We start from the raw sequence: 12,634 nt of genomic DNA, 5'->3' as shown, positions 1-12,634 counted from the left end.
CGGCCGCCGGAGCCGCCGAGCGCCTTGCCGACGAGCAGGCCCGCCGCCACGCCCGCCGCGTGCAGCAGCGCCGTTGCGATGGCAAAGCCCGCGGCATAGGGCCAGGCGCCCGCCTGGCCGATCTCGCCGCCATGGGCGTGGCCGTGGAAAAACGCGAAGAACCCGACCATCGCCATGGCCAGGGCAACCGGCACGCTGAGGGCAATCGCCGCCAGGAGGCCGATCACGACGACCGAAGCCAGGATGACCGGCTCGACGAAGGGGAGCGGCAGGTCCAGCATCGCGGCGACGAAGCCCAGCGCCATGGTGCCGACGAAGGCGGCCGGCACCAGCCAGAGCGCGCGGCGATCGGTGGCCTGAGCCAGCAGAACCGCCCACAGGCCGACCGCAACCATGGCCAGCACGTGATCCGTGCCGAAAAGCGGGTGCGAGAAACCGGCTGCGAACGAGCCGTGCGCGCCGGGATCGAGATGTGCGAAGGCGGGCAGGGTGCTGGCCGCGAGCAGGGCCAGGGCGGCGGCGGATGTCTTGATCATGGTTCCCCTCATCGATCGCAGTTCCCGAATGGTCGTCACGCGGCCCGGTCGGCGCAGCCTTCGGGCTTGAAGACACGCACCGCCGAGGGCGGATATTTGGACAGGAGTTTGGCCGGCCGGATCGGCCGTGCCACGAAGCCGCCGCCGCAATTGGGGCAGGCGCCACCAAGCGGCCCGGCCACGCAGTCGGCGCAGAAGGTGCACTCGAAACTGCAGATCATGGCATCGGTCGCCCCAGGCGGCAGGTCCCGATCGCAGCATTCGCAGTTGGGCCTGAGTTCCAGCATCGGATGCTCCGGTTGGCGAAGGGTTCTAGCGGATGGGCTCGTGCACGGTGACGAGCTTGGTGCCGTCCGGGAAGGTTGCTTCCACCTGCACGTCGTGGATCATCTCGGCGATGCCCTCCATCACCTGCTCGCGGGTGACGACATGGGCGCCGGCCTCCATCAGGTCGGCAACCGAGCGGCCGTCGCGGGCGCCCTCCACGACATAGTCGGTAATGAGCGCAATCGCCTCGGGATGGTTGAGCTTGACGCCGCGTTCAAGACGCCGGCGGGCGACCATCGCCGCCATCGAAACCAGCAGCTTGTCCTTTTCACGCGGGGTCAGAATCATTCGTTCGTTCCTAGATTGACCATACTTTGGGCAGCCCTGCCGATCCGTTGAGCATCTGAAGCAAGGGCACCAGCCGCCTGCGAAGGCCGTATCCGTCCTCGGCGATGATCCTCGCAAGAAACTTGCCAGTCTCGCCGATTCGCCACGCGCTGGCGCCGCCCCGGTCGCCGATGATGGCGCGGGCCGGATCGACGAGATCCTCGACGTCGTCGCGCAGCGCCAGCACGGTGGCGATGGCCGTGGCGCCGCCCGTCGTCGCGAGGCCGGCCAGACGGCTGGAGACGTCGGGGCCGAGGGCGAAATCTTCCGCGTGGACGAGGTGTCCGCCGCTGAAAACGCGCCATCGGTCCCGAAACAGGCCGCGCTCGACGCTCTCGCCCATGGCGAGGCGTCCAAAAAGCGTGGCTTCCACCAGAAGGCAGCGCGCGCCGGGGGCGAGGTTGGCGACGATCGTCCGCCTGAAGGCGGAGCCGTTGTACTGGATCGTCTCCTGCGGCAGCCAGGCGAGGCTTGCTCCGGCGCCGACATCGAGAGTGATGGTCGACGCCGCTTCGCCACCCGAGGAGCGGTAGAGCTTCTCGCAGGCCTGCGTGGTCAACATCGCATGCGCTTCGTCACCCACCGAGACGGTCCACGACAGGCGGTCGCCGCCGGTCAGGCCCCCGGCCGTGTTGATGAGCACGGCTTCCAGCGGATCGCCGGCGCTCTCGGGCAGCCGAATCTTCGCCGCCCCTTCCTGGACCAGACGTTCGATGCGCGTTCGCCCGGCGCGTCGTCGCACCGCCAGCACCCCGCGGGCGTCAACCCTCTGTTCCGCCAGCGCGGCGGAGCTCGAACCCTCGAACGACATCGAGAACCTCCATTCGCCGGCACGATAGCGATTGTGAATGAGCTGTCGAGCAATGATGTCGGTCTGTGGGCGACCCCCGTCCACGGCTGGTATTGCGTTGTGCATGTCAGTTCGAGGGGTTAGAACTCGCCGGGGAGCGCGTATTGAAGCGAGTGCAATAAAGGGGTGGAAACCTATGAACGACGACATCTCCAGCAACATCATCGGCCGCATTGCTTCGCACGCGCAGCCGGATGCGGGCGAGATCACGCTGGAAACGGAACTCTCGGCGCTCGGCATTCACTCGCTTGAGTTGACGGAAATCATTTTCGACATCGAGGACGAGTTCGGTATCGAGGTCGAGATGAACACGGCCGACGCCTGGAGCAACCTGCGCAATGTCGGCGATGTCGTCGAGGCGGTCCGGGGGCTGATCGAGGCCAAAAAGACAGCATGAGCAGGCCGCGCATCGTCATCACCGGTCTCGGCGGGCTGTGTTCGCTCGGGACCGACGCGGCGTCCATCTGGACGGGAATGAAAAACGGCGTGGTCGGCATCGGCCCGATCACGACCGTGCCGCTTCATGACGCCAAGATCAGGATCGGCGCCGAGATCAAGGCGCTTCCCGAACACGCGATCGATCGGCGCCAGATGACGACGATGGACCGGTTCAGCCTGCTTGCCGCGATCGCCGCCGGCGAGGCCATTCGCCAGTCCGGGGTTGTCGTCACCCCCGGGAACGCCACGCGTATCGGCGCGGTGGTGGGCACGGCCGTGTGCGGCTGGGAAGCAATCGAGGAGAACTACCGCGCGATCCTGCTGGAAAACAGGCCACGCGCCGGCATCTTCACCGTGCCTCGCGTCATGCCGGGCGCGGCTGCTGGCCAGGTTTCTCTGGTGCATGGCATGCGCGGCCCCGTGTACGGGGTCACGTCCGCCTGCTCCTCCTCCAATCATGCCTTCATTTCGGCGATGGACCAGCTTCGCTCCGGCCGCGCCGACGTGATGCTGGCCGGCGGCACCGACGCCCCGATCATCTGGGGCGTGATCAAGGCCTGGGAGTCGCTTCGGGTCCTGGCCAAGGAAGCCTGCCGTCCCTTCTCGGCCGACCGCGATGGCCTCGTTCTCGGCGAAGGAGCAGCCATAGCCGTTCTCGAGACGCTCGAACACGCACAGGCTCGCGGCGCGACGATCCTGGCCGAACTGGCCGGCGGCGGCATGTCGGCGGACGCATCCGACATCGTGTCGCCGACCGTCGACGGGCAGGCCTTTGCCATCCAGTCCTGCCTGGACGATGCCGGGCTCACGGTGGACGACATCGACTACATCAACGCCCACGGCACCGCGACCAAGATGAACGACGCGACCGAAACCAAAGCGCTTCAGTCCGTGTTCGGCGAGCGGCTTTCCGGCATCTCGGTGTCTTCCACAAAGTCCATGCATGCGCATTGCCTGGGCGCCTCGGGATCGCTCGAACTCATCGCCTGCGTCAACGCGATCCGCGAGGGCGTCATTCCGCCGACCATGGGCTACCGCGTTCCTGATCCCGAATGCCCCCTCGACGTGACGCCGAACGAGGCGCGCAGACGGCCGGTCCGCGCGGCGGTCAGCAACTCCTTCGCCTTTGGCGGGACGAACGCGGTGATTGCCCTGAAGGCGTTCGACGCCTGAACGACGCCGCATGGTGCCGGACTGTTCAGCATCCGGCACAGGCAGCGCCGTTGCGCGCGAGGGCGGAGCTGGGCATGATCCCGGTGGCCGGTCCGCGTTCGCGGTCCGCCTCGTTTGTCCGGAGCCCCGAATGTCCGACCTGTCCGCCTTTCCGATCGCCAGCACGTTTCCGGCGAAGCATCCAGAGCGGCTGCAGCTCTATTCGTTTCCGACGCCAAACGGCATCAAGGTGTCGGCGATGCTGGAGGAGATCGGCATCCCCTACGAGCCGCATCTCGTCAACATCCTGAAGAACGAGACCTGGACGCCGGATTTCCTGGCGCTCAATCCGAACGGCAAGATCCCGGCGATCATCGACCCCGACGGCCCCGGCGGCAAGCCGCTGCCGCTCTTCGAATCCGGCGCCATCCTCGTCTATCTCGCGGAGAAGTCGGGCAAGCTGATGCCGGACGATCCGGCGGGCCGCTACGAAACGATGCAATGGGTCTTCTTCCAGATGGGCGGCCTCGGGCCGATGTTCGGGCAGCTTGGCTTCTTCTTCAAGTTCGCGGGCGCCGCCTACGAGGACAAGCGTCCGCTCGAGCGCTATGCCAACGAAAGCAAGCGGCTGATGGGCGTGCTGGAACAGCGGCTCGACGGCCGGACCTGGATCATGGGCGACGACTACACGATCGCCGACATCGCGATCTTCCCCTGGGTGCGCACGGTCAAGGAGTTCTACCAGGCGGGCGAAGTCACCGGGCTCGATACCTCGGCGAACGTGCTCGCCTGGCTGGATCGCTGCATGGCCCGGTCGGCGAACCAGGCGGCGCTCGACATCCCCAAGAGAGCTTGAAGGCAAGCGAGCCCGGGGCGTTCCCGTCGCCCTTCAGCCGCCGGAAAACAGTTTCTTCAGCGCCGATTCCAGCCGCACGCGCTCGTCCCTGTCCATCGTCACCGGCATGATGAAGCGGTTCATGAAGGCCCGCGCGTCGCCAGCCGAGGTGATCGCTCCCCGGCGCAGGAATGAAAGGGTCGAGAGCAGGGCATCGCCGTCGCATTCGGCCGGGACATAGCGCCAGTACGCACCCTGCGCGCCCTCCTCGCGCTCCATGCCGCAGCGCTGGTCGGGCGGAGCGTCGCGCCAGAACAGGGACAGGATGTCGGTGAGCGCCGAGGGGTTGTTGGCGTAATAGCTGTGCTTCAGCATGTCCTCGCCGATCTCGGTCATGTCGATGCTGTCGACATCGGCGACGTGCAGAATGTCGCGCCCACCCTGGCCGGCACGCGGCGAATCTCCGTGCAACCGCCGCGACACGGCCAGCGCCCAGTCCTTGTTCGACGCATAGAGCGTGATGCGCCGCGCGGTGACGCGGATGGTCTTCATCATTTCCGAAAACAGCCCCGCGTCGAGGTCGGGCGCGGTGAACAGCACCTGGTCGAAGGCGGGCTGAGCGCCACCATGGCGCAGCGCAAACAGTTCGAGCGCGTCGGTCAAGGCGCGGTTGCCCATGGAATGCGCGATCAGGTGGATGCGCTCGGCGCCCGACTTCGACACGACGTCCTCGAGGAAATGGCTGAGCCGGCGCCCGCTGAGGTTCACCACGGCCGTGTCGGCGATGTAGGACAGCAGCGAGGAGCGCGACGGCCAGGAATAGAGGATCGGCAGGCCGTCGAAGTTCATGTCGTAGGCCATCTGTGCGGTGCGCTGGGCGGCCTCGTGGAACGGCACGTTGAAGCCGTGGATGAACACGAAGGCTTCCGGCTTGCCGGTCTCGGCCAGCTGCGCCCGCATCTCGGCGAAGACTTCCTCGCCCGCCTGCGGCGTGACGGACAGAAGCACGATGTGGCGCTCGGGGTCCTCGCGGAAATCGAAGGTCCAGATGGACGGCTTCTCGATGTTTCCGGGCTTGTGCGTCTCGGGAATGCTGACGGTCGCGGTGCCGAGTTCGAGTTCGCCGCGGTCGCCGCCATAGACCTTCGCGGGCAGCTTGCTGTCGGTGCGTGCGCGATCGGTGGCATAGTAGATCTTGACCGTCGAATAGCTCTTCGCAGGATCGAGCCCGAAAGAGCGGCCCGTCTCCGCCAGCCGGTCGACCTCTTCACCGTGATGGGCCGCGATAGCTTCCGATCGTTCGGACAATGCCGGCTCGTCGATCGTGGCGAGCAGGTCGAGGAGCGGCTGCGCCGCCACGGCGGCGAGACCAGACGCGCGCACGATCGCGAGTGCACGTTCCAGGGCATCGACCGCTTCGGACGGTTTGCCGGCCGCGACGAGATCATGCGCCGCCGCTTCCAGAACCGGGATCAGGTCCGGCGCGTTCTCGCCCTCTTCAGCCGAAATCAGTCCGGCCAGCAGAAGTCCCGTTGCGGCGGCATCCGCCCGTCGGTCGAGCGCGGTCTCGATCCGGGCCTTCTGCAACAGGAGATCGCGCAGCGTGCGGGCATCCGCTTCGCTGGCAATGGCTTCGGCGAGAAGATCGATGGCGCCCTGGCGGTCATCATCTGCGAGCTTTTCCGAAACCGCGACCCCTAGCATGGGGTCCGCGGCGCGGGCCGGCGGGACCCAGAGCCCCAGCACGAGCAGCACGGACGCAGCCCTTGCGCCCTGCAGCAGCCCGGACCCGAGACGTCGAGATGAACCGTTGAACATGCGTGGCGCCCGCAAGAATGGAACTGTCCACCAGAGACTGACCATCCGGATGGTGCGGGTCAAGAACGTCGGCAATATGACGGTCCGAGACATGTCCACGACCAGCCAAGCGCCCATACGCAAAGGACGCGGCCCCTGCGGACCGCGCCCCATGTCTTTTTAGCCTCATGCCTCGAAGGCGGGCAGGTATCAGCCGCGGCCGAGCCATTCGTCGACTTCGCGCTCGGCCTCTTCCTGGGCCTTGCCGTAGCGCTCCTGGAGACGTCCCGCGAGCTGCTTGCGGTCGCCCTCGATGATGTCGAGGTCGTCGTTCGTGAGCTTGCCCCACTGCGACTGGACCTTGCCCTTGATCTGTTCCCAGTTGCCTTCGATCTGGTTCTTGTTCATCGCGGATCTCCTTCAACTCGCGGCCGGCGGATTGCCGTCCGTTCGGGAGATAAACGCGCGCTGATCGGCCCGGTTCCACCGCCCATCAAGCCGAACGAAAAACCCCGCCGGATCGCTCCGGCGGGGTTGAAAAGGACGAACGGTCAGTCCGTCGGGACGGATCAGGAGCCCTGCTTCTTCAGCGCGGCACCCAGGATGTCGCCGAGCGAAGCGCCCGAGTCGGTCGAACCGAACTGCGCCACCGCTTCCTTCTCCTCGGCGATTTCGAGCGCCTTGATGGAGACGTTGATGCGGCGGGTCTTCTTGTCGAACTGCGTCACGCGGGCATCGACCTTCTGGCCGACCGAGAAGCGCTCGGGGCGCTGCTCGTCACGATCGCGCGACAGGTCGGCGCGGCGGATGAAGGTGTCCATGTCGTGGTCGACGAGACGCACTTCCAGACCGCCATCCTTGACGCCGATGACCTCGCAGGTGACGACGGCATTCTTGCGCAGGTCGCCGGACGCCGCAGCCTCGCCGACCGCGTCGCGGCCGAGCTGCTTGATGCCGAGCGAGATGCGCTCCTTGTCGATGTCGACGTCGAGCACCTGCGCCTGGACCATGTCGCCGCGGTTGAACTCCTCGATGACCTGCTCGCCCGGGCGGTTCCAGTCGAGGTCGGAGAGGTGCACCATGCCGTCGACGTCGCCCTCGAGGCCGATGAACAGACCGAACTCGGTCTTGTTCTTGACCTCGCCCTCGACCACCGAACCGGTCGGATGGTTGCGGGCGAAGGCCTCCCACGGGTTCTCTAGCGTCTGCTTGAGGCCGAGCGAGATGCGGCGCTTCTGCGGGTCCACCTCGAGCACCACCACGTCCACCTGCTGGGTGGTGGACAGGATCTTGCCGGGATGCACGTTCTTCTTGGTCCACGACATTTCCGAAACGTGGATGAGGCCCTCGATGCCCGGCTCCAGCTCGACGAACGCGCCGTAGTCGGTGATGTTGGTGACCGTGCCGGTGATCTTCTTGCCGAGCGGGAACTTGGTGCCGATTTCCGACCACGGATCCGCCTCGAGCTGCTTCATGCCGAGCGAGATACGGTGGGTTTCCTGGTTGATGCGGATGATCTGCACCTTGACCGTCTGGCCGATGTTGAGGATCTCGGTCGGATGGTTGACGCGGCGCCAGGCCATGTCGGTGACGTGCAGCAGGCCGTCGATGCCGCCGAGGTCGACGAACGCACCGTAATCGGTGATGTTTTTGACCACGCCTTCGACCACCTGGCCCTCTTCGAGGTTCTGGACGATCTCCGAACGCTGCTCGGCGCGGCTCTCTTCGAGAACCGTGCGGCGCGACACGACGATGTTGCCGCGGCGGCGATCCATCTTGAGGATCTCGAAGGGCTGCGGGTTGTGCATCAGCGGCGTGACGTCGCGGATCGGACGGATGTCGACCTGGCTGCGCGGCAGGAACGCCACGGCGCCGTCGAGATCGACCGTGAAGCCGCCCTTGACCTGGTTGAAGATGACGCCTTCGACGCGCTCGCCCTTGGAGAACTTCTCCTCGAGACGAACCCAGCTTTCCTCGCGGCGAGCCTTCTCGCGCGACAGCATGGCCTCGCCCAGTGCATTCTCGATGCGCTCGACATACACCTCGACGGTGTCGCCGACCTTCATCTGGCCGTCCTTGGCCTTGGCGCCGAATTCCTTCAGCGGGACGCGACCCTCGACCTTCAGGCCGACGTCGATGATGGCCATGTCCTTTTCGATGGCCGTGATGATGCCCTTGACGACCGAGCCCTCGGCGGAGTGGCTTTCGGAGAAGGACTCTTCGAGCAGGCTCGCGAAATCGTCACGGGATGGATTGAATTCCGACATTGGTTCTCCTGGATGCCCCGCACCTCATCACGGACGGGGCGGCACCGGTGGTTCGTGTTTCGGTTTGCCTGGGTCCGCATTCCGCTCGTGTCGAGCGATTGGCCACCGCGATGGCCGGTCCGGTGCAGTCTGAATGCGGGCAAGCGTCGTTCGCGCGAAATGCAAAAGGGCGGTGGGATTTCCATTCGCTCGCGAAAGGAAGATCCGCCGCCACTGCTCTCGCTCAGTTCTTTCCGGCCCGTGCCGCGTCGATGATGGCGCAGGCCGCAAGGAACGCGGCTTCTATACTCATTTGCGACGTGTCGAGCAAGTGCGCGTCGTCGGCCGGCCGCAACGGCGAATCCGCCCGCCCCATGTCGCGGGCGTCGCGCCGCTCGATGTCGGCCAGGATCGCCTCGTATTCGGCCTGTCCGCCGAGCCGCAGGATCTCGCGGTGGCGCCGGCCGGCGCGCACGGCGGGGCTGGCGGTGACGTAGAGCTTCACGTCGGCGTCTGGGCACACCACGGTGCCGATGTCGCGTCCGTCGAGCACCGCGCCGGGCGGCACCCGGGCGAAATCACGCTGCTTGTCGACGAGAATGCGCCGCACCGGCGGGAACACGCTGACGCGCGAGGCCGCGTCGCCGACCTCGTGGGCCGACAGCGCAGCGGCATCGAAACCCGAGAAATCGACCGCGCGCGCCGCCGTGGCCGCCAGCGCCTCGTCGTCCAGCGGCTGGCCCGACGCGAGCAGCGCCTGCGCCACCGCGCGGTAGGACAGCCCGGTGTCGAGATGGCGCAGGCCATATTGCGTGGCGAGCCTCCGGGAAAGCGTGCCCTTGCCCGAGGCGGCGGGTCCGTCGACGGCGATGACGATGGGGGCGTGGCTCATGGCCGGCCTTGAAGCCGGATTCGGGCGGGGAGGCAAGGGGGAGGGCCCCTCACGCGATCGCCCTGCCGATCGCGTGAAAACCTGCACGCCGGCCCGACGGGTCGGATGATGCGCCGCTGTGCTCGTCGACCGAAACGACCGTCGACATCAAACGCTCCTGGTAATCCCCCCGTCGATCCGCAGGTTCTGCCCGGTCATGTAGCTCGACCTGTCCGTGGCGAGGAACAGGATCAGCTCCGCCACCTCGTCCACGGTGCCGTAGCGGCCCATCGGGATGCGGGCGCGGCGGTCTTCCTTCTCCGGCAGCGAATCGATGAAGCCGGGCAGGACGTTGTTCATGCGGACGTTGTCGGCGGCATATTTGTCGGCGAAGAGTTTTGTGAAGGCGGCGAGACCCGCGCGAAAGACGCCCGACGTCGGGAACAGCGCTTCCGGCTCGAACAGGGCATAGGTGGCGATGTTGACGATGGAGCCGTATTGCTGCGCCTGCATGATCGGCGTCACCAGGCGGGTCATGCGGACGACGTTGAGCAAATAGTATTCCATGCCGAGGTGCCAGTCGGCGTCGGAAATGTCGAGAATCGGTCCCTTCGGCCCGTGGCCGGCGCCGTTCACCACCGCATCGATGCGGCCGTAGCGTTCCATGGCGAGGTCGACGAAGCGCTTCAGGTCGTCGGGTTCGCGGTTGGAGCCCGTGAAGCCCAGCCCGCCGAGTTCGGCCGCCAGCGCCTCGCCCTTGCCGGACGACGACAGGATGGCGACGGAATGGCCCTCGGCGGCGAGCTTTCGCGCGGCGGCCGCGCCCATTCCCGACCCGCCGGCGACGATCAGCGCGACCTTGTTGCTCATGCTTCAGTCTCCATGATTTCGTCCGGATCGCCCGCGCGCGGCGCTGCAGCGTCGGGGGCTTTCCTAACATGGCTTCCCCGCGGGGTCATCCGTGCCAGCGCAAGCCGTGCCGGGTGGAAAAATCCATGTTGCGCCGCGCCTTGATTTGCCTTTGACAGGAGGTCCAACTGTGTTTATGGGGACCGATCTTTCAAGGAAGCAACGCCCGTACCCGGCGGCTTGCGGCGCGCCCGCCGGTCGGTACGGCCCACATTCGACGAGGCTAGGCCGTGGCAAAACCCGAACTTGGCACCAAGCGAGTCTGTCCCGAGACCGGGCGGAAGTTTTACGACCTCAACAAGGACCCGATCGTGTCGCCCTATACGGGCATGACCTATGCGCGGTCCTATTTCGAGGGCGGATCGACCGTGCGCGAGGAAGAAGAGGAAGTGGAGACCAAGGAGATCGACGCCGAAGAGGGCGCCGAGATCGTGTCTCTGGAGGACGCGGACGAGGAAGCCAAGGGCGGCGACCTCCCCGATCTCGACGACGAGGAAGACGTGGACCTCGGCGACGATGACGACGACACCTTCCTCGCCGATGACGAGGAAGAAGACGACGACGTCGCCGACATCATCGGCGTCGGCGGCGAGGACGACGACGAGGTCTGACGGGCCTGTCCCCAGCCTCGTCGAAAAAAGCGACGGGTACGGGGTTGATCTTGCAAACGGGCGGATATAGAAGCCGCCAACACGTTTCGCGCCGGTCCCTTCCGGCGCACTCTTCCCGCCGAAAAGCGGGTCCGGCGCAGGCCGGCGCGTGGGGCCATAGCTCAGTTGGGAGAGCGCTTGAATGGCATTCAAGAGGTCGGCGGTTCGATTCCGCCTGGCTCCACCAAATCACTTCCTTGACAAAGATTCTCTTCGCCCACGCGCCTCGAGAGGCGCGCACCAAAGGCATGCACGCTGCCTTTGCCGGACGGCGTGGGCTCGCCTCTGCTCCGGCAATGTTCTCCAAGGTTTCAGTCTCATCGGTGCGCGGCTGACGTCGGCGCCTCGCGGAGCCACGGCTCATACGAAAGAGGCCGCCTCGCGGCGGCCTCTGGGCGGTTGGTCATGCGCGTCGGATCACCAGGGACGATACCAGCCCTCGACGACGGTCTGACGGTCGCGGTGGTTGCCACCCTTCGTCGCGGCCCAGTAGGCTACGGCTGCGCCGAGGAGCAGGGAAGCCGCCGTCAGGAAGGCGGCCACGAGCCCGGCCCGGCGAGCCCGTTCGGCCGCTGCCCGGGCCTCGGCCTCGATCTGCTGTGCCCGTGCCACGGCCTGGTCGACGCGTTGAGCCGCTTCGTCCTCGGACAGCCCGGTGCGGGCCGCGATGGTCGAAACCAGATAGTCGCGATCGGCGGCATCGAGCGCGTCGCCGGTTGCGGCCGAGGCGAGGATCCGGCCGATCTGGGCCCGGTCTCCATCGGTGACGGCCGGCGCGTCCGGACCGCCTCGCAGCGTGCGGTCGATCAGGAGATCCGAGGGGTCCATCGCATCGGCGACCGTCCCCGCCGCCGAAGCGACTGCGCCCGCGGCCTGTCCGGCGACGTTCGCCACGCCGAGCATGCCTGACCAGGCGATCGTGGCAGCCACCAGCGTCGCCAGGCCCCACATCACGAGGCCGTTGGAACCGTCGCGGATGTCGGATTCATGTTCGCTCGCATCGCCGATCCGGCGACGCATGCGGCCGGTCAGATAGGCGCCGGCGCTCGAGGCCATCAGCTGGACCCACAGGATCCAGAGGCCGCCGACCACGGCGATCCAGAACAGGGATGCGGACTGGCCCTCTCGCGCCGACGTCATGCTGAGCCCGATGGCCGAACCAAACGTCAGAAGGATGAGCGATATGGCGCTCGCCAGGACGACGCCCGCGAATATCGCCGGCCAATCGATGTAGGAGTTGCCATTGCCGGCGGTGACGGTCTCTTCGGAGACGAGCATGGCGGCGCGGGGGGTGTCGGACATGGACATGATCGAGCTCCTTTCGTGAGCTCAGCGCAGGCCAAGCAGGGACAGGACGAACAGGACGACGACCACGAGGCCGACGAGATAAATGATACCGTGCATGGTGGAGCCCTCCAGTTGATGCAGGACGGTAACAAAACCGCGAGGACAAGGTTCCGCCACATTGACGTTTGGTCAGCAAGAACGTGGTTCGCGCGACAGGCTTTATGTCTTTGCTCCGTCCGCGCCGGACTTTCGAAGCCTTCCGTTCCGCGGATTTCCCGGGGCGCCGTCGGCCATCGGACCGGTGTCGAGGCTGCCGCCCAATCGACGCAAGGCGTCGGCATGGCATGTCTAGGGCTATCGCATTTGGCCGATGATTGATCTGGCGAAGGCGTCGGACCAGCCTGCTCGC

At 66.3% G+C, this 12,634-nt stretch carries 14 protein-coding genes and 1 tRNA gene; 5 read left to right on the top strand and 10 right to left on the bottom strand.

Going from position 1 to position 12,634, the window contains the following annotated elements; translation table 11 throughout:
• The 4 genes from EJC49_RS22685 to EJC49_RS22670 all read right to left on the bottom strand — a co-directional run.
• The coding region (locus EJC49_RS22685) for a HupE/UreJ family protein (protein WP_148106324.1) at nt 1–536 on the bottom strand (536 nt) is incomplete at its 3' end.
• Nucleotides 537–571: 35 nt separating this feature from the next.
• Nucleotides 572–823: a DUF1272 domain-containing protein gene (locus tag EJC49_RS22680; RefSeq protein WP_126702213.1), complete on the bottom strand. Its 252-nt coding sequence runs from the start codon at nt 821–823 to the stop codon at nt 572–574.
• Between the two features lie 25 nt (nt 824–848).
• Nucleotides 849–1,151, bottom strand: coding sequence for an urease subunit gamma (locus EJC49_RS22675; RefSeq protein WP_126702212.1), 303 nt, complete (start codon nt 1,149–1,151; stop codon nt 849–851).
• A gap of 10 nt (nt 1,152–1,161) precedes the next feature.
• The gene (locus EJC49_RS22670; RefSeq protein WP_126702211.1) at nt 1,162–2,001 is read right to left on the bottom strand and encodes an urease accessory protein UreD; all 840 of its coding nucleotides are present in this window, start codon (nt 1,999–2,001) and stop codon (nt 1,162–1,164) included.
• A 175-nt stretch (nt 2,002–2,176) separates the two neighbouring features.
• On the opposite strand from EJC49_RS22670, the gene EJC49_RS22665 reads away from it, so the two are divergent.
• The 3 genes from EJC49_RS22665 (at nt 2,177) to EJC49_RS22655 (ending at nt 4,486) form a co-directional block, all read left to right on the top strand.
• Nucleotides 2,177–2,437, top strand: a complete 261-nt coding sequence (locus EJC49_RS22665; protein ID WP_126702210.1) for an acyl carrier protein — start codon at nt 2,177–2,179, stop codon at nt 2,435–2,437.
• Complete coding sequence (locus EJC49_RS22660) at nt 2,434–3,651, top strand: beta-ketoacyl-[acyl-carrier-protein] synthase family protein (protein ID WP_126702209.1); 1,218 nt, start codon at nt 2,434–2,436, stop codon at nt 3,649–3,651. Before EJC49_RS22665 ends, EJC49_RS22660 begins: the two co-directional genes overlap by 4 nt.
• Nucleotides 3,652–3,781: 130 nt before the next feature.
• Entirely contained in the window at nt 3,782–4,486 is a 705-nt protein-coding gene (locus tag EJC49_RS22655) for a glutathione S-transferase N-terminal domain-containing protein (protein ID WP_126702208.1), read from the top strand.
• A gap of 33 nt (nt 4,487–4,519) precedes the next feature.
• On the opposite strand, the gene EJC49_RS22650 is transcribed toward EJC49_RS22655, so the two are convergent.
• The 5 genes from EJC49_RS22650 to EJC49_RS22630 all read right to left on the bottom strand — a co-directional run bounded on the left by EJC49_RS22650 (nt 4,520) and on the right by EJC49_RS22630 (nt 10,249).
• Nucleotides 4,520–6,283 (bottom strand): alpha/beta hydrolase, encoded by a 1,764-nt coding sequence (locus tag EJC49_RS22650; protein ID WP_170314843.1) that lies wholly within the window; start codon nt 6,281–6,283, stop codon nt 4,520–4,522.
• A gap of 189 nt (nt 6,284–6,472) precedes the next feature.
• Nucleotides 6,473–6,670 (bottom strand): CsbD family protein, encoded by a 198-nt coding sequence (locus EJC49_RS22645; protein ID WP_126702206.1) that lies wholly within the window; start codon nt 6,668–6,670, stop codon nt 6,473–6,475.
• Between the two features lie 161 nt (nt 6,671–6,831).
• Nucleotides 6,832–8,529, bottom strand: a complete 1,698-nt coding sequence (gene rpsA, locus EJC49_RS22640) for a 30S ribosomal protein S1 (protein ID WP_126702205.1) — start codon at nt 8,527–8,529, stop codon at nt 6,832–6,834.
• A gap of 223 nt (nt 8,530–8,752) precedes the next feature.
• The gene (gene cmk / locus EJC49_RS22635) at nt 8,753–9,400 is read right to left on the bottom strand and encodes a (d)CMP kinase (RefSeq protein ID WP_126702204.1); all 648 of its coding nucleotides are present in this window, start codon (nt 9,398–9,400) and stop codon (nt 8,753–8,755) included.
• 147 nt (nt 9,401–9,547) lie between these two features.
• Nucleotides 9,548–10,249 (bottom strand): SDR family oxidoreductase, encoded by a 702-nt coding sequence (locus EJC49_RS22630; RefSeq protein ID WP_126702203.1) that lies wholly within the window; start codon nt 10,247–10,249, stop codon nt 9,548–9,550.
• Between the two features lie 269 nt (nt 10,250–10,518).
• On the opposite strand from EJC49_RS22630, the gene EJC49_RS22625 reads away from it, so the two are divergent.
• Nucleotides 10,519–10,899, top strand: coding sequence for a TIGR02300 family protein (locus EJC49_RS22625; RefSeq protein WP_126702202.1), 381 nt, complete (start codon nt 10,519–10,521; stop codon nt 10,897–10,899).
• Nucleotides 10,900–11,049: 150 nt separating this feature from the next.
• Nucleotides 11,050–11,125: transfer RNA gene (locus tag EJC49_RS22620), tRNA-Ala, on the top strand.
• Nucleotides 11,126–11,355: 230 nt separating this feature from the next.
• Here the strand turns inward: EJC49_RS22620 and EJC49_RS22615 are convergent.
• Nucleotides 11,356–12,246, bottom strand: a complete 891-nt coding sequence (locus EJC49_RS22615) for a hypothetical protein (protein WP_126702201.1) — start codon at nt 12,244–12,246, stop codon at nt 11,356–11,358.
• Nucleotides 12,247–12,634: the final 388 nt, after the last annotated feature.

The sequence above is a fragment of the Aquibium carbonis genome, assembly GCF_003970795.1.
Taxonomy (GTDB): domain Bacteria; phylum Pseudomonadota; class Alphaproteobacteria; order Rhizobiales; family Rhizobiaceae; genus Aquibium; species Aquibium carbonis.
The sequence above is the reverse complement of the archived record's forward strand: the minus strand, read 5'-3'. Positions and strand labels throughout refer to the sequence as shown.

Bases quoted from the DNA above. Each gene is read 5' to 3' on its own strand.
- EJC49_RS22675 (WP_126702212.1), bottom strand. From the start codon at position 1,151: ATGATTCTGACCCCGCGTGAAAAGGACAAGCTGCTGGTTTCGATGGCG.
- EJC49_RS22665 (WP_126702210.1), top strand. From the start codon at position 2,177: ATGAACGACGACATCTCCAGCAACATCATCGGCCGCATTGCTTCGCAC.
- EJC49_RS22655 (WP_126702208.1), top strand. From the start codon at position 3,782: ATGTCCGACCTGTCCGCCTTTCCGATCGCCAGCACGTTTCCGGCGAAG.
- EJC49_RS22615 (WP_126702201.1), bottom strand. From the start codon at position 12,246: ATGTCCATGTCCGACACCCCCCGCGCCGCCATGCTCGTCTCCGAAGAG.
- EJC49_RS22645 (WP_126702206.1), bottom strand. From the start codon at position 6,670: ATGAACAAGAACCAGATCGAAGGCAACTGGGAACAGATCAAGGGCAAG.
- EJC49_RS22680 (WP_126702213.1), bottom strand. From the start codon at position 823: ATGCTGGAACTCAGGCCCAACTGCGAATGCTGCGATCGGGACCTGCCG.
- rpsA (WP_126702205.1), bottom strand. From the start codon at position 8,529: ATGTCGGAATTCAATCCATCCCGTGACGATTTCGCGAGCCTGCTCGAA.
- EJC49_RS22650 (WP_170314843.1), bottom strand. From the start codon at position 6,283: ATGTTCAACGGTTCATCTCGACGTCTCGGGTCCGGGCTGCTGCAGGGC.
- EJC49_RS22670 (WP_126702211.1), bottom strand. From the start codon at position 2,001: ATGTCGTTCGAGGGTTCGAGCTCCGCCGCGCTGGCGGAACAGAGGGTT.
- EJC49_RS22630 (WP_126702203.1), bottom strand. From the start codon at position 10,249: ATGAGCAACAAGGTCGCGCTGATCGTCGCCGGCGGGTCGGGAATGGGC.
- cmk (WP_126702204.1), bottom strand. From the start codon at position 9,400: ATGAGCCACGCCCCCATCGTCATCGCCGTCGACGGACCCGCCGCCTCG.
- EJC49_RS22660 (WP_126702209.1), top strand. From the start codon at position 2,434: ATGAGCAGGCCGCGCATCGTCATCACCGGTCTCGGCGGGCTGTGTTCG.